Genomic DNA, 26,085 nt, shown 5'->3' on the forward strand with positions numbered 1-26,085 from the left:
TCATCCCTCGTTTGGTTATTGAACTTTACGGCTGACAATTTTCCGGTATTCAATTGGTGAAATCCCTTCTATCTGCTTAAACAGTTTTGAAAAGTATGTCGGATCTTCCATTCCAACCGTTTCTGCAATAACGCCCATTTTATCATTTGTAGAGGATAAAAGACGCTTCGCTTCTGTCATTCTCACCCGGTTCGTGTATTGTGCCGGCGTTACGCCGAGCACCTGCTGCATGCAGCGGCTCACATAATCCTGATGATAGTGAAGGGCGAGTGACAGATCCTTGATTGTCGTCTTTTCCTTATAATGCTCCTGTAAATACCGGGCCGCCTCCCAGGCTACCCGCTCTTTCGCAGACGGTATTTGGAACGCTTCTTTTTGCAGATGCAGCATCAGCTCCTCAAATAAGATTTGCTTTCTAAGCGGCAAATCGGAGTTTTCCGCGGAGTAATCAATCAGTCTTTCAAACTGCTGCGCCATAAACTGCGGGCGCTGCACCTTGCCTTTTCTCGGCAAAGCCAATCCGTAGCGGGCCGGCTCTTCGAAGCTCCCTTTTTCCTGCTGAAGCTCAGACCAATTGCTGCCTCCCTTAGCTGTAAATTCATAACGGTGTTCATCGAAGTGAAGCCAATAGTAGGAGGTTGCTTCATCACTGCCCTTCGTTCCATAGTGTTCGAGACCGGGAGAAAGCAGAATGTACTCGCCGCCTTCAATGGAGAATGATTTCTCATTTTCCGTAATATATAACGTTCCGTCTTTGACATATATCAGATCAAACACGGAGAATACACGTTTCACATGGGTTTCTCCCTTTTTAAAAACCCCTTCTCCGGCTGCGATAAATACCGGAAAAGGCGGGACTGTAAACAGGATGCGAGGCATTTGAATCATCCTCCTTTTTAAGTCGGATTTTTACAAGAAGTATCGTTTCTCTCCCTTTTTATTATAAGGAAATGGAGGTACACTTTAAAACGTTGATTTTATTTACGAAAGGGGTTAGACACGATGAAACAAGCTGTCTTCAAATCAACTGCTTTGAAAAAACCCGCTGACAAAACGTTCTCATTATTTTCGCTTACTTGGCCGATCTTTATTGAGGTCTCATTATATATGTTTATGGGTAATGCCGATACACTGATGCTCAGCCAATACTCGGATAACAGCGTGGCAGCAGTCGGCGTCAGCAACCAGATTTTGAATTTAATTATCGTGATGTTCAGCTTTATCGCCACAGGAACGACCGTTGTGATTTCACAATTTTTAGGCTCGCGGCAAAAGAAAGAAGCCATGGAAGTCGCTTATGTGTCAATCGGCGCCAACTTCTTCATCAGCCTTGCGATCAGTGCCATCATTTTTTTCGCGGCGGTCCCTCTGCTTCATATGATGGGATTATCAAACGAGCTGATGCCTGATGCGAAAGTCTTTTTACAAGTTGTCGGAGGTCTGTCCTTTATTCAGGCTTTAATTATGACATTCAGCGCGGTCTTAAAAAGCTACGGCTACACAAAAGATACAATGTTTGTCACTATCGGCATGAACATTTTAAACATTGCCGGAAACTTTGTGGTGATTTTCGGTTTGTTCGGCTTTCCTGTTCTCGGCGTTGCCGGTGTGGCGCTGTCTACATCTATCGCCCGCGTCATCGGATTAATCGCGATGATTGTGATAGTCAACAAACGCATTCAGCTGAAGATGTCGCTGAAAAAAGTATTTCATATGCATAAAGAGCATTTGCGCAAGCTGCTGAAAATCGGCATCCCTTCTGCGGGAGAGCAGCTGTCATACAACCTGTCGCAAATGATTGTCACGTATTTTATCGCGATCATGGGCGCGCAGGCGTTGACAACAAAAGTGTATACGCAAAATATTACGATGTTTATTTTGCTGTTCGGCACTGCCATCAGCCAGGGTACGCAAATTTTAATCGGCCGTTATATCGGCGGCAAACAATTTGATGCCGCTTATGAGCGCTGCATGAAGAGCTTATATTGGGCACTCGGAATTGCTGCGGCTACCTCAGTTTTAATGACGATCTTTTCAAAAGACCTGATTGGCATCTTTACACAAAGCCCTGACATTATTGCGACTGCGAGCCTTTTGATTGCCATGACGATTATCCTTGAACCAGGCCGCTCGTTTAATGTCATTATCATTAACTCCCTGCGTGCAGCGGGGGATGCGAAATTCCCGGTTTACATGGCAATGATTTCAATGTGGGGCATCGGTCTCCCGCTTGCTTATCTATTCGGCATCCATCTCGGTTTCGGTCTTGCCGGCGTTTGGATTTCCTTTATTGCGGACGAATGGGTTCGCGGAATCTTAATGTACAGAAGATGGCGCTCCCGCATCTGGATTCAAAAAGGTATGGCGTAACACCCGGCTCAATCATGACCGGGTGTTTTTTTATATGTCAGTCAGAATCCGCTTCACTTCATTCTCTGTGAGGGCGTATTGATGTTGAAATACATCATACTGCTCCGCCCGGATTTTTTCTAAAACAGCCCGGTACAAATGAAGAGCGGCTTTCATCGTTTTTTGTGAATACTGCGGAAATAACGGCAAGGCATCCTGACACTCTTCAAGATAGGCTTCCGCTTCAAAAGCGATATACTCCCATGTCATAGTAAACGCCTTATTCACGACGCCATTTTGAAGGTCGTCCTCTGTATATCCAAATTGCTGCATCACCTGCCGGGGGATGCGGTTTTTTTGCTGTTGGCCAGTGCCGATATCTCTCAGAATCCGAATCAGCTGAATCGCTAACCCGAGTGAACCGGCTGCATGTGTCAGCTGTTCCCGATGCCGGCGCGTCATGATCGGGAGCAGCATCAATCCGGCTGCGCCGCCCGTCTGGTATGCGTGCATGAGCAGTTCATCAAGATTTTCGAACGGTTTATCTTCCGCTTTCTGTGCGGCCATAAACTCACGGAATGGCTCACTGTCCAGAGTAAAGGTTTGGTACGCATGACCAAAAGCCTTCAACAAAAAGTGATTCCCGTTATACGTCCCGGAAAAAACATCTTCCGCCTCAGCTTCAATGGCAGATAACGCCTTCCCATCCGCATTGGCTGCCGTATGGCAAAACGCCACAACCGCCCAAGCTGCCTGCCTTTGCTTCAGTGGAAGAAACGAAAATGCTTTGTAGCAGGCTGGTTCGCGGGCGCTGACAATCTGGCCGCATTCAAGATAGGCTTCTTTTATCTCTTTCATTTCTTTTCACTCCTATGTATCACTGCTTCTTCAAGTCTATTATGTTTTCTCGCAATTGTATATGAAGAAAAAGCCGATTCCTTTTAGCAGAATCGGCTTTTTCTTTATCCTTCATCAATATCAATGCGATACGCTTCAAACCATGTATGAATTTGGGCAAGGTGGGCGATCAGCTGAGGCCCCTTCATGAGCTGCCCGAACCACGGAACCTTGAAGGAGGAACCTTCCGTTTCTAAAAGCTGATCTAATTGTTTTCTGTCCAGCAAGGTATGGAGCACGGAGTCCTTTTGGCTTCTGATCGTTTTCAGCCATTCGCTGACGCCTTTTGTATATTCGGGGTGGTGTGTTTTCGGATACGGGCTTTTTTTGCGATACAAAATGTCATCAGGCAAAATGCCCTCAAGTGCTTTGCGCAAAATGCCTTTTTCCCGGTTGTCATGCATTTTCATTTCCCATGGGATATTCCAAACATATTCCACAAGCCGGTGATCGGCGAACGGCACCCGCACTTCCAGGCTCGCCCCCATGCTCATGCGATCCTTCCGATCCAAAAGGTTCGTCATAAACCAAAGCATATTTAAATAGAACAGCTGCCTTCTTGCTTTATCCACACCCGTTTCTCCATCTAATAATGGCGTTTCCGCCAAGGTTTCTTCGTATTTGGCATTTACGTATTCTTTCAGATTCAATTTTTTCTGCCATGAGTCAGAAAGCAGCTTGATCCGCTCCTCTGTCGACCTCATCCATGGAAAGCCTGACTCGACATCAGCCATATGGAACCACGGATACCCGCCGAAAATCTCATCCGCGCACTCTCCCGACAGGCTGACGACAAAGTCCTTTTTGATTTCCCGGCAAAACCACAGCAGAGATGAGTCGACATCCGCCATTCCCGGCAAGTCTTTGACCAGTACAGCTTCCTCCAAGTGATCAACGAGATCCTTTTGGCTGATGACACATTTGTGGCGTGTTGTGCCGAAAGCGTCTGTCATTTTTTCAATCCATGGTCCGTCATCATTCGGCTGAAAAGCGCTTGCTTGAAAAAATTTATCGTTCTCTTCGTAATCAATCGAATAAGTATGAAGCGGTGCTTTTCCTTCCTTTTCAAAATGGCCCGCCGCAATCGCTGTAATCGCGCTTGAGTCCAGACCGCCTGATAGGAACGTACAAACCGGCACATCCGACACAAGCTGCCGCGTCACCGCGTCTTGAAACAATGATCTGACATTGGCAACCGTGTCATCAAAACTGTCCGTATGTCTTTCGCTTTCAACATTCCAATAACGCCAAATTTTAAGCCCGTCTTTGGAAAACGTCAGCGCGTGAGCCGGGCGGATTTCTTTTATGCCTTTAAATACGCCAGTGCCCGGGGTTCTGGACGGTCCAAGCCCGAAAATTTCAGAAAGTCCCGTTCTGTCCACCCGCGCTTTTATATCAGGGTGTGCGAGGATCGCTTTGATTTCCGACCCGAAGAGAAATGAAGAGCCTTCCTTCGTGTAAAAAAACGGCTTTACGCCGAGACGGTCTCTTGCGGCAAACAGCAGATTGCGCTTTTCATCCCACACAGCAAAAGCGAATATGCCATTGAGATGGTCGACACAGTCTTCCTGCCATTCAATGTAGCTGTGAAGAAGCACCTCGGTATCTGATGTGCGCTCGAATTGATGGCCCCGAGCCCGCAATTCTTTGCGCAAATCTTCCGTGTTATACAGCTCGCCATTATAAATAATGGTGTACGTATCGCCTTTATAGGTACACGCCATCGGCTGGCGTCCGCCTTCAATATCAACAACAGCAAGTCTTTTATGTCCGAATAAAACATGGTGCTCTCCCCAAACGTTAGAATCATCAGGCCCTCGTTTGGAAAGAGTGTCTGTCATTCTGTTCATCGTTTGTTTTTCCTGGACGAGCTGCTTTTTAAAATCGACCCAACCCGTAATTCCACACATGTGATATCAGCTCCAATCCCGTTTCTATCGTAACAATTTCGTTTCTTTCAGCACCTTAGTAAGTTTATGCATCTATAGGCAGATAGTTGATTTGTCCATAAAAGAGTTGTATGGGACAGGCTTGAATTGGAAAGAAAAGAGAGGAATGAAGAAAAAGGAGACAGCATGCATGAAACGGAAACAATTGATATATACAGGAGAACGAAAATGGGAATACGGCACCATCCTCATCGAAGACGGCATCTGTTTAATCGAAAACGGAGAAGGTGATATACTTTTGGCGGACACTCTCCAACACAGGCAAATCTGGGTCCATCATAAAGGAAAGTGGGAGCAAGCCGGCTTTCAGGATCAATTGGTTCTGGCATGCGGTGAAGAAAACATCTCCCTTTCCGGTGGAGAACGCATCCGCTATGAGAAATCAATCAAGCGGCCGCTTATGGCACTTTTGGATTCGCTTGACGACGAAACCTTTCTCGCATTTCTGCAGCACTTGCACAGCTTCGGCTTATCGGTATTCGATTGCGTCTTTTCTTATAATAAAGGAGTCTTTTCAAATACTTCGGAGGAGCAGGGTGTGTCCTTTTATCACTTTTCAAATGATGCCGCCCAATGCGCGATGCAGCATCACTACAGCAGCGAAGGGACAGGAGACCGGTTTGAATGGACGGCCTCAAACGGAAAGCGATCCATCATGTATTCAGCAGTCCAACGGGGGCGCAAATAAAAAAAGCGGTGCATCGAGCACCGCTTTTTGGTTACTTTTCTACGACAACTTTTGCTTCCTTGCTTTCTTTTTTATCTGTATCCGCAGCCGTGACGTACAGCACCGTTCCGGCTTTTTGTTTTTTTATTTTCACCGAAAACGCTCCTTTTGCGTCAGCCTTGGCAGAAGCAATGACTTTCTTTGATTTGTTTTTCACTCTGATCATTGCTTTGCTGTTCGCCTTCCCTTTTACTGCCGTATCCTTCGATTTGACCGCGTTTACTTTCGGTGTGCCGGAAGGTTTTCCTTTGACGACAACAACTTTATACGATGTTTTCGCATCGCCTTTTGTTGCTTTCACATACAGTACTTGATCCTGTTTTTGAGTCGCGATATTAACCTTGAACGCATTGTCTTTTCCGGCTTTGGCGCTGCCGAGTTTCTTTTTGCCGTTCATCACCTCGATCAGCGTGCCTTCCTTTGCGTTTCCTCTGACAGCTGTTTGAGTGCTTTCGAGCTTGTTGACCTTGAGCTGTAAATCAGCTGCGCTGACAGCCTTCATGACATTCAGACGCCCGTAGCCTGAGTGCCAGTCTACTCCAGGTGTCTTTGGAATTTCAATCGGATCGCCATAATCGTCATATAACTCTTCTTCTTCGCCATCGACACTTTCAAAGGAAATATCATCTGCAGTCTTTTTCAACATATCCTCTACTTCTGTTCTTTTCAGCTTAGGATTTTGAGCAAACAGCAGTCCCGCAGCAGCGGCAGCATATGGCGTCGCCATGGATGTTCCGCTCATATATGTGACATTTCCGTTCGGCACTAAGCTCGGGATATCAGACCCTGGAGCAGAGATGTCCAGGCCTTTTCCATAGTTAGAAAAATCCGCGGTCATATCCATGCGGTTTGTGGCGCCGACTGACATCACATATTTAGAAGATGCAGGATAAGATAAAGAATTGGCTCCGTCATTCCCGCTGGCTGCGGCAATCAAGACATTTTTGTCAGCTGCGTATTTCAAAGCAAATTCAAGCACGCGGCTGTAGCCTCCGCCTAAACTTAAATTAATTACCTTTGCTCCTTTATCAGCAGCATATTTGATGCCGAGTGCGATTTGTTCAGTATCTCCGGAGCCCGTGGAATCAAGCACTTTGACAGGGATAATTTTCGCTTTGGCGTTCAATCCAGTCATTGAGTAGCCGTTATCGCTTTGGGCGGCGATAATGCCTGCGACATGCGTTCCATGCCCCTGATCATCCATTGCGTTGTTATTCCGTCCGACAAAATTGCGTCCGAGATCGGTTCTTACTTTTCCTTTTAAATCGGCAAGCGTGCTGTCAACGCCTGTGTCTACTACTGCAATGAGTGTATCGTTAAGCTTGCGCTTGGACAGCAATGTGCTGGCAGGCTCGTATTTTACATCCGCGTTTTTAACACCGCCGTTTTCACCAGTGTTTTTAAGCGGCCATTGGTAAGGATACTGAATATCGTTTGCCAGGCTCTTGTATTCCTTTACAGGTTCCGCAAATTCTACGTTAGACATCTTGGATAATGTCGTGGCAGCGCTTTTGACCCGTTTGGCGCTTGCCGTATATGTGCCGTTCTGTTTCTCATCTTTTGGCAGTTCAAATGAATATAGATTGTCAAACAGTTTCTTTGCCTTTTTCACATTAGAAATATCTTTTTTCGATTGCGCGCTTGCAGAAAAGCCCTTCATTTCGTTATGTACGGATGAGAGGCTTTTATTATCCTTCACCTTGAAAATAACCTTTGTTGTCTGAACTTCACTTTTTGCTGCAATATTGTTTTCAGTTAAAATTGTTCCTGCTGTTTTGCCTTGCAGCTGCTTAATATTTAATCGATCCGCCTGATTCTTTATTTCCTCTTTAAGGAAAGACGGTACCGACTGTAAAGCTTTGTCATATAGCCGATTGATCGCTTTTTGATCCTTTTCAGTGACCTTATATGAAGATGACGTTCCGTTTTCTGACACATCGTCAAATAACGGCTTTAATGTCACAAGGTCCTGATAGATTTCATTTCTTGCTGTTTTATTGAGTGCGAGCTTTGCAACGATAAACGGTGCTGCTTTGTAATAAAGGCTTGTCAGTTCTTTGCCTTCTGCTGTTTGGCTCAGCTGCTCATCCCGAATCGCTCTCAGCTTATCCAGAATGCCTTTTCCAGATTTCTTCTGATCGACACTCATTTCAACCGGACAAGCTTCTTCCTCTTCTAAATCTGATGGCTGTTTTTTGGTGCCTTTATACCCAATCGTATACTTGGCTTCCGCAGCTGCTTTTGCTGTTCCGCCGTCCTCTGGTTCTTCTTCTCCGAGGTATTCAACTTTTACATAGTAAGGGCCGCTCCACGCGTATGGAAAAATGATTTCGCTTTTTCCATCCTCCGCTGTGAAAGATCGATACATCTCAAACGTTTCATCTTTAAGCGCTTTTTCCTTACTTGGATATACAGATACATTCAGTACTGAATCACTCTTTACGGTCAGTGCCATATGTGAGTTTTTCTGAATATCCGTCTTTCCCGGAGTCACTTTGTACCATTTCACCTGTTCCGGCTCCTTCATGGCGCCTGTCTGCTCTTTGCCGTTTTCCAGAGCAGCCGCCTGATCAATCGCTCCGGCCGCTGCGGCTTTGGTTCCCGGAGAAAACAGGCTGAAAATCAGTGCAAAAATAAGCACTGCCGCCACAAACGAGCTGAATTTTCTACGTTTCATGATATCCCTCCTGCAAAATAATGAATCTCCTTGAAGGTATCATAATTTCATAGGACGAGATACCGCTTACAGGGAATTTTAAGGTTATTTTAAATGATTTGGTATATAAGGGGATAATTATAAAAAAACCCAACTCTATCAAAGAGCCGGGTTCACGGGATTTTCGATTAAAATAATTGAAAACCGATTGGCAAATGCAGACCAAGCAGCACTGTCAGCACAAGAACAATGACAAAGCCGATCCACAGGCCTCCTGTTGATTTTTCTTTTTTCTTGCGGATGAGGAGCATTTCCATCAGTCCGATGGTGATAATGCCCAGAATCATTTTGCCGGCATATTCTCCGTTCCAGTTGGCAAAGCGGACAAACAGCTCAGCTCCTGTCAAAATAATAAGGATATAGAATAACCGCAGAATCATATGAGTGATCTTTGCGCCCTTCGCACTTCCTGAAGAATACAGCGAGTAGCTGACGAAAAGCAGAATCAGCGCCACTACCCATGTTGTAATATGTAGGTGTGTCATATATGTTCCCCCTATCAGATAAATTACCCCACTTATAGTACCATGAACATGTCCTCTGCCACAAAGAAGATTGTCAGAAAAAACGGGCGGGTCCAGGTCCGCCCTCCAGTTTTATTCAGCCGATTTGGTTTGACAGCGTTCCGATCGGGTCGATTGTAATATCAATTTTGTCGCCTGGCCGCAAAAATTTTGGGGGCGTAAACCCCTTGCCGACACCAGACGGGGTACCGGTGGCAATGATGTCTCCCGCTTCAAGCGTCATCCCCTTTGAGAGGGTTTCAATTAATTCAGGAATAGAAAAAATCATATCGCTTGCTGAACCGGATTGGCGCAGCTCACCGTTGACTCTTGTTTCAACCTTGAGGCGCTCCGGCTCCTGAATCGATGATTTATGTACAAGCACGGGTCCCATCGGACATGTCGTATCCAGGCTTTTTCCAATAAAAAACTGCTTATGCCTTTTTTGCAGATCACGCGCCGTGATATCATTCACAATCGTATATCCGAAAACATGGTCATATGCGTCTTCTTTTGAAATGCGGGTTCCGCTTTTTCCGATCACGACAGCAAGTTCTCCTTCATAATCAAGCTGGGAGGTGACCTCTTCATGTCCCTTGACGATATCTCCATGCCCCGTAACCGTTACCGGCGATTTAGTAAATACCATCGGATGCTCCGGAATATCAGCCTCACTTCCCATTTCAATCGCGTGATCCCGGTAGTTTTTGCCGATGCAGATGATATTTTTTGATGGCTTCGGAATGGGTGCATGGAGCTTCACCTCTGATAATGAATACATAAATGATCCAAGCTCATCATTCGGTTTCTTCGCCCACTCGGCCAGCTGCCTTGCATGCGCAACGAATTTATCCCCTTCTGCGATACATTCAATCAGCGATCCCGGAATCGTCTCAAGTTCAAACAGTTTTTTTTCAGCCTTTTGCAAATCCATAATTTTCTCATCATCAATGATCAGGCCGACAAACATTCGGTTGTAAAGTTCCCCTGTCGCAAATTTCATGTTATTCCTCCATCATCTTTTAAATCAGAATGCTCCTTCATGTATTCTCTGTCGAATGCTGAAATCCCTTTTTCTCATATTCGTTTTCATTTCGTTTCAGGACGGGCTTGCTGTACATATCATACAAATGTCGTTTTGAGAAGGAGGAAAGAATATGGAGAGCGTGCATTTATTTTTTCACCGGGAGCAGTTGAAAAGGAAAGGTACTGCCAAGGGGCTTTTCGTAACAGACCGATCTGTTTCTCCCATTCTTCTCACACAGCGTGACAGAGCGGAAAAGGCATCCTATGAAATCAGCTGGGAAAGGTCTCTGCTTGGTGAAAGGACACTTTTTTTGAATGCGGAACAGGATGATCCGTCCCTGATGCGGCGCAGACTCGCCTATTGTTTTTTTGACCAGATCGGCGTACCTGCTCCCGCTGCCTCGTACAGCTTCCTGACCATCAATGGCCAGCCTGAAGGCATTTATTTGAACATTAAGAACCATCAGCCAGCCGGTAGAACGAGTTACGAAGTGAAGACCGCCGATCCAAGGATTCCAGTGTCTGTTTTTAACGATGATTCTTCCGCATTCTTGCATGAATTTTTCATACTGATCCGCACAGCTGGAGATGACGAATTGGCCGAACGCATTAAATTGTATCTGGATGTCAAGCTGTTTTTTTTGTGGCTGATTGGCAATGCCTGCACCAATCAAGGCTTTTATTACACATTTTGTTTAAATGAATCCAGCCGGATTTACGTTTCTCCGATAGAGACTAGATCACTTGCCTTTCAAGGAAGGTATAATGAGGACCCGCTTCTGGCAAAAGGAGAGACACTTTCGTCAAGGCTTCTTTCCATTCCCGCCTTCCGTTCGCAATATCACACATTAATGAAAAACGTGCTGAACCGGTCGTTTACTATTGAACGATTGTCTCCTTTCATCAGCGAATGGCATCTTGACATTTGTCAAAGAGCTGATGATGATCCTTTTCTAAAAAAAATCCCCTTTCAAATCGAAAAGGAGCAGACAAACATACTTAGAGAAATTGAGGAACGGCAGGACTTTTTACAAGCACACTTAGCAAGACTATAGTCCTTTCTCCTTCAAAAAAGCCGCAGCAAAAAATGTCGCTTTTTTAGTCAAATTGACGAAAGGCAACCTTTTCAGCCAAAATAGGTTATACTAACGATATCCTGTATTTATATCAAAATAAAATCTAGAATTGGAGATAGCGTAATGAACTGTAAAATTGAAGAAAAGAGAATCACACTAATTGAAACAGCACAAAAATACGGCATGAATTCAAAGGAAACGATTCAATGCAGCCAAGAGCTGGATATCCTGCTGAATACCCGGATAAAAGAAGAAATGATGTTTTCGGGATATCTTGAAAACTCCCGTATGTAAACCATTTTCGATAACGATTCGAATACACCACATGCAACTCCGCTTTTTGCTCAGCACTTCTGGGATATACCTCAGGGCGAGAATGTGCCCGCCCAACAATCGAATACCGCAGCACGACATACTCCAAAAAGCATTTCTACACGCAAAAACACCAAAGAAACAAACCAAAATAACCATAGGCGGATCGCGGCATCCTTAGCCGCATGTCCGCTCAACTTATACACAAAACATAACGGCTCGAAAAATTAAAGCGTTTTCACCAAGAGCCGATATGTCCCCTTTAAATTTCTCTCACACATATGTGCGTTTGTCATAAGCTATCGTGAATAGCCCAAGTGAAATCAGAATTGTATTTTCACTTTACTTGTTTTTTTAAAATTTTTCAACAAAGGATGTGCTCGTATGCCAGCCATTGTCGGAGCGTTTAAAATTAATGCGATTGGTACGAGCGGAGTCGTTCACATTGGGGACTGCATTACGATTTCTCCTCAGGCTCAGGTCAGAACATTTGCCGGCGCTGGCAGCTTTAATACCGGCGACAGCCTCAAGGTGATGAATTATCAAAACGCGACGAATGTGTATGACAATGATGCGGTTGATCAGCCGATCGTAGCCAATGCGTAAAAGGAGTGAGGCTCATGAACTTCTATATTAATCAAACCATTCAAATCAACTATCTCCGGCTGGAATCAATCAGCAATTCCTCCATTCTGCAAATTGGGAGCGCCGGATCAATCAAGTCTCTGTCAAATTTGTATAATACGGGCAGCTATGTAGAACCGGCACCAGCGGTTTCAGGCACAGGGCAACCGCTCCAGCTGCAGGAACCCGACACAGGTTCATTGGTCCCGCTCCAGCCTCCTGGCCGTTAATCATATGAAAGAGGTGAAGAACATGTATGATCAATCTGTTTCCTCTTACTTGCAAAACTTGAATTCCTTTGTTCAGCAGCAGGCGATTCACATTCAGCAGCTCGAACGCCAGCTGAAGGAGATTCAAACTGAAATGAATACGATGAAACAGCGGCCGGCCACTACCATTGAGCGTGTGGAATATAAGTTTGATCAGCTGAAAATTGAAAGGCTCGACGGGACTTTGAATATCGGCTTAAATCCGACTGATCCGAACAGCGTCCAAAACTTTGACGTCAGCCAGTCGACACCGCAAATCGGGATGATGCAGCAGGAAGAGAGCGCTCAGCTCATGCAGCAGATCCGCCAGAATGTCGACATGTACTTAACCGAGGAAATCCCAGATGTTTTGGAGCAGCTTGAAAACCAATATGACAGCAGACTTGACGATACAAACAGACACCATATCATTGAAGACATCAGAAAACAAATGGACAGCCGAATCCACTATTATATGTCCCATATCAAAAAAGAAGAGCATACACCGCCTGCACAATATGCAGAACATATCGCTGAGCATGTGAAGCGTGATGTGATCCGCGCTGTAGAACACTTTCTGGAGCATATTCCATCCGAAATGAAAGGAGATGAGCAAGCATGATCTTTACAGTCATCAACCGCAGCTTGGAAGTCGGGGACATCCGGATGAACGGTGTGTCCAGTTCCTCCGTTTTCCACATCGGAGACACTGAATCGATCTACCTGTCTTCTATTTTTGATACACCGCCTGAATCTCTTATTATCGGGCCGTTTGCTCCGCTTGCGCCAGAATAATGCTTAAACGCATATCGCGCATCAGGCTAGTTAAGTTTAATTCTCTCGGGATCGCAAGTGTGTTTCAAGTTGGCGACACAAATGAAATCGATATGAGTGTAAAAGTATTTGCTGTGCAGCGTTCTCTGTCCACGTTTTACCATAATGAAGGCTCATTTAACAAAAAGGAGTATCAGATCTTTCAGCAGCAGGCCGTGAAGCCGCTCCCCGAAACAGGTGTACAAAGCGCGTTTTGCCACGAGGTGCCGGCTATTTATGTTCGCAGCATCAAAATTCAAGGGGTCTCAGCCTCTTCTGTTTTACATGCCGGATCAGCTTCGCATATTCGCGGTGATGCGAGACTCAAACATATCAGACAGATTCAGTCTCCGCGCTCACAATCGCCCGCCAAGAACATATAATAAACAGAGACTTCGATAAAGGGTGTCGTTTATGCCAGCAATTGTCGGGCCTATAGCTATCAATTCCATATCGGGCGGAGTCGTAAACTTTGGTGATTCCTTTTACCTTTCTCCGAAAAGCTCTTCAAAATCTGCGCTCGGTTCGGGAGCAGGAAACACGGGAGATTTCCTTCTATTAAATAACGCAGTCAACGCGACAAATTATATAGACCCCGATGTCAACGATCAGGATATGGTTGGAAACGGATAAAAGCAGCCGCTCTGCAAAGAGATGGCTGCTTTTTAGTCATTTTTTCTTTTTTCGCTCATTTGATTTCTTGGTTTTGATCAGCTTTTCAGGCGGCTGTTTTCTGATCCATTTAACAAACCGGGCAAGCTCTGGATCGCTTCTGAGCTTTTCTATTCCGTTTAAGCGTACAGCGATCTCTTGATTAGTATATAAGGCATGAATTTGTTTATGGCAAGGAATACAGAGCATCGCTGTCGGCAAAAACGTTCCGCCTTCTTCTTTCGGTGTGAGATGGTGCTCTGTCAGCTGGACATCGCTCCGGCCGCACAGCTCACATATTCCGGCAGTCTGCTTTGCCATACCAGCTCCCCCTTTACATCAACTCAAGTGATACCAGTGTACCGCGGCCGCTCGGTTCAGCCGGATGGACGATCAGTTTTTTCGGAAGCCGTGCACGCAGTTCCTGCACATGGCTGATGACACCGACAGCCAGATTGTCTGACTGAAGTTTTTCCAAGGCCGTTACAACCGTATCAAGCAGATCTTGATCCAGTGTGCCGAATCCTTCATCTAAGAAAAAGAACTGGAGCGGGTATTCTCCGCGAAGCTGGATCTGGGCAGACAGCGCAAGAGCAAGTGATAGCGAAGTGAGGAAGGTTTCTCCTCCAGACAAACTGGATACCGGGCGTCTTACGCCTCCGTTCGCATTATCCCGCATCACAAAGCCGCCCTCAGAATCTACTTCGATGGCATAGCGCTGTCTCGTCAGCATGCCGAGTCTTGCTGAGGCGTCCCTCGCAACGCTTTCAAGCTGCTCCTCAGCTAAAAATTCGACGAAGGTATTGCCTTTAAACACAGCTTGCAGCTTGTCCAGCCTGTCGATATGCGTCTGCCACTTTTTCAGTTCCACTTCAATTTCTTTAAATCGTTTATGATGGTCGCGAATGACGGCCAGTGCTTTCGCAGCCGCGCCTTTTTCCTCTATAGCAGCGCCAAATGCGTCCTCAGCTTTTTGTAATGCTGCAACGGTTTCGCTCCATTCGCTCTCTGATATCGCTCTGCCATCAAGTATCTCTGCTACTCGTTTTAAGTTTGCAGCATTTTGCTTCAGTTTATCCATAAACTGGTCTATGCCGGTTTTCATCTTTTCAAGTTCATCGGCTGGGATGAGACTTTGTTCAACCTCCTCAGTCCGGGTAAAGCAGGTGTTTTTGGCATGCTCAAGCCAAGCAGCTTTTGCTTTTTCCAATCTCCCCTTCGCCTCTTGAAGAGTGAGCTCGCTTGCCGAAGCGCGGCTTTTCGCCTGATTGAGGTTCATTTGGGCGCTTTGCAGTTCTTCATATAAAGATTGTTCTTTTTCCTTTAACAGCTTTAGATCCTGCTGGACAGAGCGGAGTTTGACTTGAATAGAATCTCCTTTTGCATAATCTCCAAGTTCGTTCTCATAATCAGCTATCACGCTCTTGATGCGTTCAGCGGCATAATGAAGCTCCAGTTTTTCCCGTTCAAGCCGATGCCCCGATTCCCGCAGTTTTTCCTTTTGTGCTTCATGCTCAGCAAGAAACGCGATACTCTTCTCAATTCGTTTTTCACATTCTTCTGCAGCCCGGTCCTTTTCTTCAATGGCTTGCTGCCATTTTTCTGCTTCGTCCACAGATTGATCCTGAAATGCTTCTTTGAACATGTTCAGACGGCTGTCCAATGAGGTTTGAAGCTCGGTGATGATGCTTTCAATACGGTCAGCCTCTCTTTTTTCAAAACCGATTTTTTCATTAACCTGCTCGGCCTTTTTTAAAGACTCCTGATAGGCGCCGATCATTTGTGCCATCCGTGTTTTAACAGAAAGAATGTCCTGCTTGATTCGTTTCCATTCAAATTTGGCAGTTTCAAATGCTTCATACACCGGCTGATTCTCGAAGGAAGCCGCCGCTTCAAGGTTCTTCGCTTGACTGGTCTGCAAAAACGGACACTGTTCTATAAAGCGCGCGGACTGTTCTTCAAGCGTAATTTTGGCTGAAAGAATCTCTTGGCTGAGAGCTGCTGCCTCCGTCAATAACACATCTGTCCGTTTGATGTCCTCTTCAAGATGGCTGTCGGCTTCATATGTTTCATGTACTGACGCGGATGGATCGTGATCGGTTGAACCGCAGACCGGGCAAGGCTTTCCAGCGGTCAGTTTTTGCGCTAACTCTTTTGTCAGGAGTGCCATCCTTGCTTTTTCACGCTGTAGGTGAAGCGTATGTTGATTCTTTCTAGCCTCTTCAGTCATACGTGTTAATGAGTGTTCCGCCTCGCACACCAAATGGTACACGGTTTGCACAGCCTCATATGCCTGAATGATGTTGTTTTCTTCCGCTTCCGTCCTTTGAACAAGTGTATTCTTCTCTTCATTCATCTTCTGCAGCACGAGGCTCAATTCGTCACTTCGATTTTTCTCTTTTTTGATTTGCTCTTCAGTTTGCCTGATGTGCAATGCCATTTCTGCGGCCTGCTGGCAGCTTCTTCGCTCATCGGATGTCACCTGCAGGGATTTGAGCTGCTGCTTCAATTCCGTCTGTCTGTTTTGCCCTCGTGTCAGGCGGTCTGTTACCGTCTCCAATTCACTCATGACAGATTGAAGAGCCTCTTCTTTCTGCCGGAGTTCAGCCTTTTTGCGCTCTTCCTCTTGCTTGGCCTCACTCAGTTTCATTTCGATTTCCTGCAAACGGGAAAGCTGTTCCTGCTTAGTTAAAAGCTCAGGCTCTTTCTCGCTTTTATGCTGGCGCCACGCTTCATACTCTTCATGTTTTTGCTGAAAGAAAGCATTCCGGTCTTCTAAATCCTTGCGGGCTAGCGTTTGTTCCTTTTCAGCTTTCGCTTCATGCTGGATCGCTTCTGCGTATCGGTCCGCATAGGGCTTAAGAGCGGCGGCTGTTTCTGCTTCCAGCAGGCGTTTTTGCATAATGTCTACATGCGGCTGTTCTTCCGCGAGACGTTTTTTCTCTTCTTCATAAGCGGATTGTTCCTTTTGGACATTCCAAATCTCCTGATGCTCCGTAAATCGCTCTTTCGCCTGATCACGGCTCTTCCTCATCGCTTCCAGCCTGGTTTCGGCTTGTTCGAGAGCCTTTTCCGCTTGCTCAACTGCCTCTGAACTCGCCTCACCGAGACCAGACTGCTCAGCGAGCATTTCATTTTTTCTCGCGTTGGCCTCCTGTGCCTGCCGCCTCAGTTTTTTCACAAGCCTGTCTCCGTATTGCTCCAAATGAAATAAACGCTGAAGCATATGCCTGCGCTCTGCCCCTTTTAAAGACAGAAACTCAGCAAATTTCCCTTGCGGCAGCACCACCGCTCTCGTAAAATCGTCGATCGTCAGCCCCAAGAGCTCCTCCACTCTTTTATTCACTTCGCTGGCTTTATCAGCCAGCACCGTATGCTCATCCTTGATTTCGATGAAGCGGCAAAGTGCCGTTTTCACCTTCATTTCATCCGTTCTCTTAAACACACGCTCAACTTTGTATGAGATTTGATGATTCGACTGAAGCGCAAAGGTAAAGGAAACAGACAGCGTATCTTCGGCGTGATTTAAGATTCCGTGCGTATTATTTGCCGCCCGTTCCACCTTTCCGTATAAAGCAAGCGTCATTGCGTCGAGAATAGAGGATTTACCGCTTCCTGTCGGGCCGAAAATGCCGAAAACACCAGCACCGGAAAGGCCTTCAAAATCTATCGTCTGCTCCTCTCTAAAGCTGTGGAGCCCCTTAATGCTTAAGGCGATTGGCTTCATTTCGCATCCTCCTCTTCAACGCCTGATGCAAGCTCTAAAAACAGCTTCACCATTTCTTCATCCGGCACCGCGCCGCCAGTTTGTTTTTCATAAAATTTCTTAAAGCGGTCCTCGATTGAGACATGTTTAACCTCGATCCGTTCCCGGTCTTTATTCTGTTCTTCAAAAACCGGCCTGATATGGATAAAACCCGGGTGCGCCTTCCGCAGCCTGTGAATCTCTTCAAGTGACAGCTGGTCCGTGACACGGATTTCCAGGTCAATCCAAGCATTCTGATCCCTGCCTTCATCCAGCCAGCTGTACACCTCACTTAATCCATTTGCCGCTTTCCACTTCACAAGGGGCTTGCCGCTTGATAATAATACCTCACGCCAAGTGGCGTCTTCCCCCGGCTTTGCGTCCACAATCGTCACTGATTTAGCGTAGCCTGCTTCAGAAAAGCTGTAGGCGAGCGGAGATCCTGAATAACGCGCAAGCGTCCGCGCCCGCTTGATCGTTTGCGGGCGATGCAAATGGCCGAGCGCGACGTAAGCGGCATCCGCAGGCAGGCTTTCAGCAGCCACCGTGTATGCACCGCCGACTTCAATCGGCCGCTCTGAATCGGTTTGGTTTCCGCCTGCGACATAAATATGGCTGGCGGCAATCTTCACTGCATCGTTCCGGAAACGGCTTGTCATATGTTCAAACGCCTGCCTGATTTTCACGTCATAATGATCACGGAGCAGCTTTTCATCAAACGTATCGGATAGCACTTCATTCAACCGCGCTTCTGATGGATACGCCAGCGCTCCAACCGCCAAAAGCTCCCCTGCTGAGGGCACTTCAATATGAATCGGCTCTGTTGTCGGATAACCGATTAAATAAATGCCGTTTTCATGTGTCAGCGGTGAAGCGGCGGACAAACGATCAGGATTATCATGGTTTCCGGCAATGACAACGATCGGGCGCTTTCCTCTGTCACTGAGCGCAGACAGGCTTTCATAAAACAACTGCTCAGCTAAAGCCGGCGGGTTCACGGTGTCAAACGCATCTCCCGCCATTACAATGGCATCAATTTGCTCATCCTTTACAATCGTATTCAGTTCATCCAGCACATCGGCCTGCTCACTCAGCCTGCTTCTTCCTTCAAGCGTTTTTCCAAGATGCCAATCAGCTGTATGTAAAATCCGCAAATGCTTTCACCTCTCTTTTATATAGAAAACGAGACCCGCTCCGCCTGAAATCCCGGAGCTTACGGATCTCGCTATAATGTGAGAATGTGCCCTCCGTCAAAGAAATAAAGCGCACATCCCTTTACCTTTGTTTTTGCAATTTGCTCAACTGCCTTCGTGTACAGCTGAATTTGGGTATCATATCGTTTCTTCAAGATCGGGGCCGCTCCTTCAAATCCATGTTGGAATTTGCCCTCAATCCGGTCCGACTTATAATCCAATAAATATAATCCGTCCTCAGTTTCATAGAGACAGTCAATGATCCCCTGCACTAAAAGCGGCTCATCCGCCTCGTGTGCATCAGGATAGATCTCCTTAGCCGGGAGCGCCAAGCTGAAAGGTATTTCCCGGTCCTTCCATTTCGCACCGATCAGCTGTCCCCCGATTTCTGTATGGAAAAATTGCACGATTTCTTCTATATCAATAGCGTCTTTTTGTTCTTCAGTAAGCAGCTCTTTTTCATAAAGCCTCTGAACCGTCTGCTCAGCTTCTTCTATCGACGGCACATGTGACAACGGGATATGCTGCATCACCGTATGCATGGCAGTACCTTTCTCTGCCGCTGTCAGGCCTTTTTTCATCATAAAAGCGGGACGTCTGTACAGAATGCTTCCGTCAGCCGGTTTTACAGGGGCCCTGCCGCTGTATTCATCCTCGTACTCTCTTTTTCTCTTGATCTCAGAAACCGACTGCTTTGTCCGAATTTGTGTCACCTCTTGATGCGGGTAGGTCCAGTTCAGCTGCTCGCGGGCTTTTTCATCAAACGCAAACGAGCCGGGAACTGGTTCCCCTCGGCGGATCGCTTCCAGACGTTCACTTTTTTCTTCCATTCTTTCTTCCACATCATCATCAAGCAAATCATAGGAATGAATCATTTGAACGGCAAAACGAGCTGGGTGGCCTGAGATATCAGCGTGTACTGGTGCACCGTTTCCAGCCAAAGCCTCCAAGTCTCTATGTCTGGCAAGAGCCGGTCCGATGAAATCTAAATATGTTTTCGCCTGATAGCGGTCAAATTCCGGAAGGAGCCAATCAGTTTGGGACGCGGATGCCTGCCATTTTGCGAGCTGTTTCTGATGATTCTTGCACGAGCCAATCAGAAACAGCTTTTCCTTCGCTCTCGTTAATGCAACATAGAGAACACGCAATTCCTCTGACAGCAGCTCCCTGCGCATTTTTTTCTTCATCGCAATGAGAGGCAGCGTCGGGTAGCTGATGCGCAATTGCGGATGAATATACTTCGTGCCGAATCCAAGCTCCTTGTCCAGCAGGTACGATTTATTTAAATCCATCATGTTAAAATTCCGGCCGAGACCCGCTGCAAACACGACTGGAAATTCGAGCCCTTTGCTGCTGTGAATCGTCATTAAGCGGACAACATCCTCCTGCTCGCTGAGCGCTCTCGCCGTACCAAGATCATCGCCCCGCTCCTGCATGCGTTCGATAAACCGCAGGAAACGAAACAAGCCGCGAAATGCCGTTGATTCATATTGGCGCGCCCTGTCATAAAGAACACGCAAATTGGCCTGGCGCTGTTTTCCGCCCGGCATCCCGCCGACATAGTCCATGTATTTCGTGTCGCGGTACACTTCCCAAATCAGCTCTGATACTGAGTGGTTTTTCGAAAAGACGCGCCATTTTTGCAGATGTCCGTAAAACGTATGCAGCTTTTGATAAAGCTCATCGTTCCGGTCACCAGCAGCCAGGTAGTCTTTCATCGCTTCATAGTACGGCGCTTTTTTATTTTCAAGCCGGATCAAAGACAGCTCGTTTTCATCTGCTCCGACAATCGGTGAGCGCAGAACAGAGGCAAGCGGTATATCCTGATACGGGTTATCGATCACCTTCAGCACTGAAAGCGCGACGGCGACTTCGACCGCTTCGAAATAGCCTGACGTTAAATTGGCGTAAACCGGTATGCCCTGTGCTCTCAGCTCTTCCATGATTTGCGGAGCCCACGGCATGGAGCGGAGCAAAATCACAATATCTCGGTATTGAATATTGCGATGTGTTTTCGTTTTTCCATCATACACCTTAAATGGCGATGAAATCAGCTTGCGAATTTCCTTAGCGATGGCTTTGGCCTCAAACTGCACGGTTTCAAGCTCTTCTGCTTCCTCGCTTGCATCCGTATCTTCTGCGTTGTCGATCAGCAGCAGCTCCGTTTCCGTCTCGTCATTGTCCGGATACGCTGCACCAAGCTTCAGCTCAGCCTGCTCGTCATAATCGACCTCACCGATTTTGCCGCCCATCAGCTGTTTAAATAAAAAGTTTGTGCTGTCTAATATATCTGAACGGCTTCGGAAATTTTTATTCAAGTCGATTTTCCGTCCCGTGCCTTCCCCGCTCTCTGTAAACCGTTTGTATTTAGAGAGGAAAAGAAGCGGCTCCGCAAGCCTGAATCGATAAATTGACTGTTTGACATCGCCTACCATAAACAGGTTGCCAGTCTCCTCCGGCCCGCTTGTGACGAGCTGCAGAATCGATTCCTGTACGAGGTTGGTATCCTGATATTCGTCAACGAGCACCTCATGAAACTGCTCCTGATAAAACCTTGCAGCCTCGCTCGGCTCATATTCACCTTTGTCATTCTGAGCTGTCAAAATCGCTAAACAGTAATGCTCCAAATCAGAAAAATCGATGATTGATTTTTCCTGCTTCGCGGCTTCGAACCGTTTTCCATAGCTGATAACAAGCTGTACGAGCGTTTCAATGACAGGCTTCATCTCGGTTAGGCTTTTCAAGTGCTGTTCAGGACTTCTCGTAAAGTAGTCGGTTTTGAGCTTTTCGAGCAGTTTTTTTGCGCCGTTCCTCAAATCTGTCGCCTCTTCAAGGAGCGCCGGATCGAACTCATCCCCTTTTACTGCTTTGGCACGCTTAAAAGCGACGGCTGGCACACGACGATATAGTTCACTAAAATCGTCCTGGTGCTGAATCAGTTCATTAATCTGCGCTAGATCATCAAGAAAATTGTCAGCACGCGGCGCCGGGCCGCCCGGCGCTTTCGTCAGCTCAAGCGCGCGCAAGAGCTTTTCCTTCGCCCCGTTAAGCACCATTGCAATATCCTCTTTGACATATTGATAGAACGGTAGCTCCTCGATGGCGCTCTTTTCTGATACATCATACAAATGAACAAAGCTTTCCAGCCACGCCTCCGGGTTGGGATGGGATCGGGAATACTCGTACACTTGTTTAACGAGAAATTGGAGATCCAGATCGTGCCGGTCTGTCGTGTAGCGGTCAACAAGCTCAAAAAACGCCTTTTCGCCCTTTGCGTATTCGTCTTCAAATAGCTCGTCAAGCACTTCATCTCCAAGCAGCTCGCCTTCCGTCTGATCAGCTATCCGAAAGCCGGGATCAAGATCGATCAAGTAGTAATATTTTTTCAGCACTTGCAGGCAAAAGGAATGAAGCGTCGAAATGCTGGCCCGGTTCAAAAGAGAAAGCTGCCGTCTAATATGCAGCGAGCCGGGGCGTTGTACAAGCTCTTTTTCCAAGGCATCCGCAATTCGGTGTTTCATCTCTGCCGCTGAGGCGTTTGTAAATGTCACAACGAGAAGGCGGTCTACATCAATTGGGTTTTCCTCTGCGGTGATTTTCCGAATCATTCGTTCAACAAGCACAGCGGTTTTACCAGAGCCCGCAGCCGCTGCCACGAGAATATCCTGGCCGGTTGAAACAATGGCATTCCATTGGTCATCTGTCCATGTGCTGTCTGCCGGTTTAGGAATGTTCATTGCCATCCGCCTCCTTTTTTATCCACTCAAGTATCGTCTTGTCTTTTTCAGCTTTTAATGTGCGATACTCGTTTTCCTCTAGTGATTCATCAAATTGGCACACTGATTTGAACGCACAGTATGTGCACGGTGTCTTGTTCTTCATTTTGTACGGCTCAATGGATACGCGGCCGTCGGTAATTTGTTCGCCTGCTTCTTGGAAGGTACGGCGCACATGCTTTGTCAAAAGATCAAATTCCTTTTCACCGACTGCTGCCGAGTCTGATCTGAGAGAGCCGTCTTTTTTCAAGCCGGCGTTGATGATATTTGACCGTCCCTCTTGAAGGGTTGTATCCATGAGGCGAACCACTTCCTGATCGCCGAGGAGCAGGCCCTTCATTTTAAATTTCTTAAAAATCTCCTGTTCAATCTCGTCAAGCCCGAGCGGGAGATTAGATTGAATTATCGGATCATGAATATGGAAATACAGCACTCCTGCAGGCGTTGCCCTCATTCCGAGCCAGTCGGCTGAATGTGTAATCGATAAATCAAGGTACGTCAGCATTTGCAGCGCCAATCCGTAATATACTTCCGCTAAGTCAAGCCCTTTATCGCTTGATTTATAATCGACAATTCTGAGGAGCAGGCCTTTTGAGCTTTCAGCTTTATCCACACGGTCAATACGCCCAACGAGCTCCATCGTACAGCCGTTTTTCAGTTGAAAGGTCAGCGGCGGAAGCGGCCCTTTTCCTCCAAAGCCCAGTTCCAGCCCGATCGGTACGAATCCGCTCGCTTTCGCATGCTCGCTTAAAATACCAGACACACGCGTCACAATTTTTTGCAGTTTTTCCTTTACATAATAATGCCGGTTTGAGCTGAGCAAAATTTCCTTTTGCAGTTTCGGTGCCAGCCGCTCTACCGCATCATAAGAAAACAGCTCGCACTGCTCTTTCGTTAAATCTCGCCAATCCAGCTTTTGCTCACGCAGCCTGTCTGAAATCAGCTTTAAGCTGGAATGAAACAGCTGGCCAATATCCGGCGCTTCAAGCTTGAAAAATTGCCGTTCCTTCAGATGCAGCCCGTGTGACGCAAAATGGGAAAACGGACATGCGTTAAAGGTTTCCATTCTCGATACGCTGCCCTGAATGCGTTCACCATAGAGCTGTCTTGACACACTACGTTCAAGCTGCTTTACTTCATTCCGGAAAAACAGGCTTGAGAACAACTTTTTCGACTGCAGCCTGTCCGGCTCACTCATCAGCACATTGTACGTGCTCCACCAGACGTCGCTGATGTCATATTCCCGGGTCCATAATCTGAGCTGACTCGCAGTAAAGGACTGTGCCACGCTTTGATTGACGACATACTTCAGCTGTTCCTCATCGCTGACCTGCTCAGGTTCATTTGTCAACAGGCGCTCTTTATGATGCGGAAACAGTTCTTCCAGCCGTTTAACGACAATCGACGGCAAAAGCGTTTTTCCTTCCGCATCTGCAATCGGATACGATACATAAAGCCGGTCAGACGGACTTGAAAATGCCATGTAGATGAGGAAATGCTCATCAAGCAAACGCTCCCGTCCGCCTGAGGAAAGCTCAACCCCGATCGTTTTCAGCCATTCCCGGTCATCATCCGACAGAACCCCGTTTTCATCAGGGCGTGCCGGCAGAACGCCGTCGTTTGCCCCGAGCACAAAGGTACAGGATGTGCCATACATTCTGGACAAATCCATATTGCCGACAAATACCTGGTCAAGCGCAGGCGGAATAAGCGAAAATGTAAGCGACTCCGCGCCGGCTTCTATCATTTGCTGAAACAAATCAAGAGAAATCTCATCATCTCCCATCATTTCAACAAACTCCTCAAGCAGCTGAATGACTGCGTCCCACGCCTGCTGATGCTGCTGCGCTTCAATGATTCTGCCGTCTTCCTCAGCACGCTGCCTTTCCTGATCCAGCTTCAGCGGCACCTCCGTCTCTTCTAAATAGCGATAGAGCGCCTCCGCCTTCTCATGTACCGTCTTTGCTTTTTTCATTCGTTTTTGAAGCTGAAAAAGCGGCGGAACAATCCAATCGCGGGTGTCATTCAACATGTTTTCCATTTCGATTTCCTGATCGGTCTGCGCGAAATCATCATCCAATGATACAAAGCGCCTATATTGGAAACGGTCGCCCTTTGTCCAGCGGTCGCCTTTGATCCCATAAGCGATACAGTAATTTTCGAGCTGATCGACCTGTTCTCTCACTTTGGCCCTCGGTTCATTGAGCGGGAATAGCAGTTCGGTTTTCACACAGCGAAACACCGCTTCATAACGCCAATTCCCTTTCAGAACATCAAGGCTTGACCGGATAAATTCGATTAACGGATGGTTCAGCATAGATGCTTTTCCGTCAATGAAATAAGGAATCTCGTAATCTGCGAAAACTTCCTTCACCATATCCTTGTAGTCTTCCGGCTGGCGCGCAAGAATTGCTACATCCTTATAGCGATATCCTTTCTCTCTGACGAGGGCGTGAATTTCCCGGGCAATACCTTCCAGCTCAGCTCGTCTGTTCGCGGCCTGCATCACAGTCAGTACTTCTTGTTTTTCTGCGTAAAGAATGGCCGGACGCGCTTCATACTGCGCCTCTAGATGGGCCAATTCGGGCGTCTTTGTATGCCGCTCAGTCCCGCTCAGCTCTTTATACGTAATGTCCAAATTCAGTTCCTTCGCCTTCTGATGCAGGCGGTAATAGGTTTTCCCCGTCATTCTGAACAATTCCAGTTCATGCGGCTCCCGCTCATATGACGGCTTGTCCGCTGTGAGCGAAAACGTGATGTGCTCTGCATGAACCATAAGCTGCTCCAGCACCCTGAATTCCTGCGGTGTAAACTGATAAAAGCCATCCACATAGATATGCGCGCCTTTTACATCTTCTGCAAGCGGGATATGCTCTGCCAGCAATGTCAAATAATCCTCAGAGTGAAGATATTGATCTGCGAGGCTTTTTTCCATTTGCTGATACAGAATCGATAAGTCATGGAGCTTTTCAGATAACACACGTTCTCCGCGATATTCGGAAGCCGTTCCGCTTTCCGCCATCCGGCGGATATCCTCCGGTTCCAGACAATACCGCTTAAACTCTGTCAGCATCCGCTCAACCTGTGCGGTAAACCCGTTTTTGTCACTCGCTTTTTGATAGACTTTAAACTCCTGTTTATGCTCCTCAATGAGCTTCCGCAGGAGCATTTGTACGCCGGTGCTCGTCAGAAACGGCCTGCTCATTCCTCCCGTATGCTGAAGGATGCGCCAGGCCAATCGTGAAAAGCTGAACACTTGAGCGCGTATCATCCCGCCCATATCTGGCGTTTTAGCAAGCTCATATTCCATTAAAAACGTCATTTGATCCGGGACTAGAAAAATGATCGGCTTCCCGAATGGAGCCCGGCGCAATTCATCCTGAATGCTGTTGATGATCAGCTTCGTTTTTCCACTCCCGGACCTGCCTACTAAAAACTCTGCTCCCAAATTAGAAGACCCCTCTCTTTTTATCTTTATAT

At 46.9% G+C, this 26,085-nt stretch carries 20 protein-coding genes and 1 pseudogene; 10 read left to right on the plus strand and 11 right to left on the minus strand.

Features of this window, described 5'->3' with window-relative positions:
• Positions 1-15 precede the first annotated feature (15 nt).
• A complete protein-coding gene (locus NZD81_RS10195) occupies positions 16-879 on the minus strand; it encodes an AraC family transcriptional regulator (RefSeq protein ID WP_069149336.1) in 864 nt (287 codons plus the stop codon).
• Between the two features lie 123 nt (positions 880-1,002).
• On the opposite strand from NZD81_RS10195, the gene NZD81_RS10200 reads away from it, so the two are divergent.
• Positions 1,003-2,370, plus strand: coding sequence for an MATE family efflux transporter (locus tag NZD81_RS10200; RefSeq protein WP_014663475.1), 1,368 nt, complete (start codon positions 1,003-1,005; stop codon positions 2,368-2,370).
• Positions 2,371-2,400: 30 nt separating this feature from the next.
• Here the strand turns inward: NZD81_RS10200 and NZD81_RS10205 are convergent.
• Positions 2,401-3,230, minus strand: a pseudogene (locus NZD81_RS10205) (phytoene/squalene synthase family protein).
• Positions 3,231-3,311: 81 nt separating this feature from the next.
• Complete coding sequence (asnB, locus tag NZD81_RS10210) at positions 3,312-5,156, minus strand: asparagine synthase (glutamine-hydrolyzing) (RefSeq protein WP_282374157.1); 1,845 nt, start codon at positions 5,154-5,156, stop codon at positions 3,312-3,314.
• Between the two features lie 145 nt (positions 5,157-5,301).
• Between asnB and NZD81_RS10215 the strand changes: the two genes are divergently transcribed.
• Positions 5,302-5,883, plus strand: a complete 582-nt coding sequence (locus tag NZD81_RS10215; protein ID WP_147771727.1) for a DUF2777 domain-containing protein — start codon at positions 5,302-5,304, stop codon at positions 5,881-5,883.
• 31 nt (positions 5,884-5,914) lie between these two features.
• Here NZD81_RS10215 and wprA read toward each other — a convergent pair whose 3' ends face one another.
• From wprA to NZD81_RS10230, 3 genes are all read right to left on the minus strand, one after another.
• The gene (gene wprA, locus NZD81_RS10220; RefSeq protein ID WP_147771726.1) at positions 5,915-8,599 is read right to left on the minus strand and encodes a cell wall-associated protease WprA; all 2,685 of its coding nucleotides are present in this window, start codon (positions 8,597-8,599) and stop codon (positions 5,915-5,917) included.
• Positions 8,600-8,766: 167 nt separating this feature from the next.
• The gene (locus tag NZD81_RS10225) at positions 8,767-9,123 is read right to left on the minus strand and encodes a YisL family protein (RefSeq protein WP_014663470.1); all 357 of its coding nucleotides are present in this window, start codon (positions 9,121-9,123) and stop codon (positions 8,767-8,769) included.
• Positions 9,124-9,238: 115 nt separating this feature from the next.
• A complete protein-coding gene (locus tag NZD81_RS10230) occupies positions 9,239-10,144 on the minus strand; it encodes a fumarylacetoacetate hydrolase family protein (protein WP_147771725.1) in 906 nt (301 codons plus the stop codon).
• A gap of 154 nt (positions 10,145-10,298) precedes the next feature.
• Here NZD81_RS10230 and NZD81_RS10235 point away from each other — a divergent pair, with 154 nt between their 5' ends.
• From NZD81_RS10235 to NZD81_RS10270, 8 genes are all read left to right on the plus strand, one after another.
• Entirely contained in the window at positions 10,299-11,222 is a 924-nt protein-coding gene (locus NZD81_RS10235) for a CotH kinase family protein (RefSeq protein ID WP_069149331.1), read from the plus strand.
• A 144-nt stretch (positions 11,223-11,366) separates the two neighbouring features.
• Positions 11,367-11,537, plus strand: coding sequence for an aspartyl-phosphate phosphatase Spo0E family protein (locus tag NZD81_RS10240; RefSeq protein ID WP_040083507.1), 171 nt, complete (start codon positions 11,367-11,369; stop codon positions 11,535-11,537).
• A 402-nt stretch (positions 11,538-11,939) separates the two neighbouring features.
• Entirely contained in the window at positions 11,940-12,161 is a 222-nt protein-coding gene (locus NZD81_RS10245; protein WP_003233088.1) for a spore germination protein, read from the plus strand.
• Between the two features lie 14 nt (positions 12,162-12,175).
• Positions 12,176-12,409: a spore germination protein GerPB gene (gene gerPB / locus NZD81_RS10250; protein WP_014663465.1), complete on the plus strand. Its 234-nt coding sequence runs from the start codon at positions 12,176-12,178 to the stop codon at positions 12,407-12,409.
• A 22-nt stretch (positions 12,410-12,431) separates the two neighbouring features.
• The gene (gene gerPC / locus NZD81_RS10255) at positions 12,432-13,049 is read left to right on the plus strand and encodes a spore germination protein GerPC (RefSeq protein WP_040083509.1); all 618 of its coding nucleotides are present in this window, start codon (positions 12,432-12,434) and stop codon (positions 13,047-13,049) included.
• Positions 13,046-13,222, plus strand: coding sequence for a spore germination protein GerPD (gerPD, locus tag NZD81_RS10260; RefSeq protein ID WP_003233093.1), 177 nt, complete (start codon positions 13,046-13,048; stop codon positions 13,220-13,222). The genes gerPC and gerPD overlap by 4 nt, the downstream gene beginning before the upstream one ends.
• Positions 13,222-13,623 carry a spore germination protein GerPE gene (locus NZD81_RS10265; protein ID WP_041521292.1) on the plus strand — a complete coding sequence of 134 codons (402 nt, stop codon included), beginning with the start codon at positions 13,222-13,224 and terminating at the stop codon, positions 13,621-13,623. Before gerPD ends, NZD81_RS10265 begins: the two co-directional genes overlap by 1 nt.
• Before the next feature lie 31 nt (positions 13,624-13,654).
• Positions 13,655-13,873 carry a spore germination protein gene (locus NZD81_RS10270; RefSeq protein ID WP_003233096.1) on the plus strand — a complete coding sequence of 73 codons (219 nt, stop codon included), beginning with the start codon at positions 13,655-13,657 and terminating at the stop codon, positions 13,871-13,873.
• A gap of 36 nt (positions 13,874-13,909) precedes the next feature.
• Here NZD81_RS10270 and hlpB read toward each other — a convergent pair whose 3' ends face one another.
• The 5 genes from hlpB to addB all read right to left on the minus strand — a co-directional run bounded on the left by hlpB (position 13,910) and on the right by addB (position 26,053).
• On the minus strand, positions 13,910-14,212 hold the full coding sequence (gene hlpB / locus NZD81_RS10275) for an HNH nuclease-like protein HlpB (protein WP_014663462.1): 303 nt from the start codon (positions 14,210-14,212) through the stop codon (positions 13,910-13,912).
• A gap of 13 nt (positions 14,213-14,225) precedes the next feature.
• Positions 14,226-17,618, minus strand: coding sequence for an exonuclease subunit SbcC (gene sbcC / locus NZD81_RS10280; RefSeq protein WP_289860436.1), 3,393 nt, complete (start codon positions 17,616-17,618; stop codon positions 14,226-14,228).
• Entirely contained in the window at positions 17,615-18,790 is a 1,176-nt protein-coding gene (sbcD, locus tag NZD81_RS10285; RefSeq protein ID WP_136654704.1) for an exonuclease subunit SbcD, read from the minus strand. The genes sbcC and sbcD overlap by 4 nt, the downstream gene beginning before the upstream one ends.
• 71 nt (positions 18,791-18,861) lie before the next feature.
• Positions 18,862-22,566, minus strand: a complete 3,705-nt coding sequence (gene addA, locus NZD81_RS10290) for a helicase-exonuclease AddAB subunit AddA (protein ID WP_289860438.1) — start codon at positions 22,564-22,566, stop codon at positions 18,862-18,864.
• The gene (gene addB, locus NZD81_RS10295) at positions 22,553-26,053 is read right to left on the minus strand and encodes a helicase-exonuclease AddAB subunit AddB (protein WP_289860439.1); all 3,501 of its coding nucleotides are present in this window, start codon (positions 26,051-26,053) and stop codon (positions 22,553-22,555) included. Before addB ends, addA begins: the two co-directional genes overlap by 14 nt.
• Between the last annotated feature and the right edge of the window lie 32 nt (positions 26,054-26,085).

It is taken from the genome of Bacillus sp. B.PNR1 (assembly GCF_030386235.1).
Taxonomy (GTDB): domain Bacteria; phylum Bacillota; class Bacilli; order Bacillales; family Bacillaceae; genus Bacillus; species Bacillus stercoris.

Excerpts from the sequence above, each read along its gene's own strand:
- NZD81_RS10195 (WP_069149336.1), bottom strand. The coding sequence starts at position 879 with ATGCCTCGCATCCTGTTTACAGTCCCGCCTTTTCCGGTATTTATCGCA.
- NZD81_RS10200 (WP_014663475.1), top strand. The coding sequence starts at position 1,003 with ATGAAACAAGCTGTCTTCAAATCAACTGCTTTGAAAAAACCCGCTGAC.
- asnB (WP_282374157.1), bottom strand. The coding sequence starts at position 5,156 with ATGTGTGGAATTACGGGTTGGGTCGATTTTAAAAAGCAGCTCGTCCAG.
- NZD81_RS10215 (WP_147771727.1), top strand. The coding sequence starts at position 5,302 with ATGAAGAAAAAGGAGACAGCATGCATGAAACGGAAACAATTGATATAT.
- wprA (WP_147771726.1), bottom strand. The coding sequence starts at position 8,599 with ATGAAACGTAGAAAATTCAGCTCGTTTGTGGCGGCAGTGCTTATTTTT.
- NZD81_RS10225 (WP_014663470.1), bottom strand. The coding sequence starts at position 9,123 with ATGACACACCTACATATTACAACATGGGTAGTGGCGCTGATTCTGCTT.
- NZD81_RS10230 (WP_147771725.1), bottom strand. The coding sequence starts at position 10,144 with ATGAAATTTGCGACAGGGGAACTTTACAACCGAATGTTTGTCGGCCTG.
- NZD81_RS10235 (WP_069149331.1), top strand. The coding sequence starts at position 10,299 with ATGGAGAGCGTGCATTTATTTTTTCACCGGGAGCAGTTGAAAAGGAAA.
- NZD81_RS10240 (WP_040083507.1), top strand. The coding sequence starts at position 11,367 with ATGAACTGTAAAATTGAAGAAAAGAGAATCACACTAATTGAAACAGCA.
- NZD81_RS10245 (WP_003233088.1), top strand. The coding sequence starts at position 11,940 with ATGCCAGCCATTGTCGGAGCGTTTAAAATTAATGCGATTGGTACGAGC.
- gerPB (WP_014663465.1), top strand. The coding sequence starts at position 12,176 with ATGAACTTCTATATTAATCAAACCATTCAAATCAACTATCTCCGGCTG.
- gerPC (WP_040083509.1), top strand. The coding sequence starts at position 12,432 with ATGTATGATCAATCTGTTTCCTCTTACTTGCAAAACTTGAATTCCTTT.
- gerPD (WP_003233093.1), top strand. The coding sequence starts at position 13,046 with ATGATCTTTACAGTCATCAACCGCAGCTTGGAAGTCGGGGACATCCGG.
- NZD81_RS10265 (WP_041521292.1), top strand. The coding sequence starts at position 13,222 with ATGCTTAAACGCATATCGCGCATCAGGCTAGTTAAGTTTAATTCTCTC.
- NZD81_RS10270 (WP_003233096.1), top strand. The coding sequence starts at position 13,655 with ATGCCAGCAATTGTCGGGCCTATAGCTATCAATTCCATATCGGGCGGA.
- hlpB (WP_014663462.1), bottom strand. The coding sequence starts at position 14,212 with ATGGCAAAGCAGACTGCCGGAATATGTGAGCTGTGCGGCCGGAGCGAT.
- sbcC (WP_289860436.1), bottom strand. The coding sequence starts at position 17,618 with ATGAAGCCAATCGCCTTAAGCATTAAGGGGCTCCACAGCTTTAGAGAG.
- addA (WP_289860438.1), bottom strand. The coding sequence starts at position 22,566 with ATGAACATTCCTAAACCGGCAGACAGCACATGGACAGATGACCAATGG.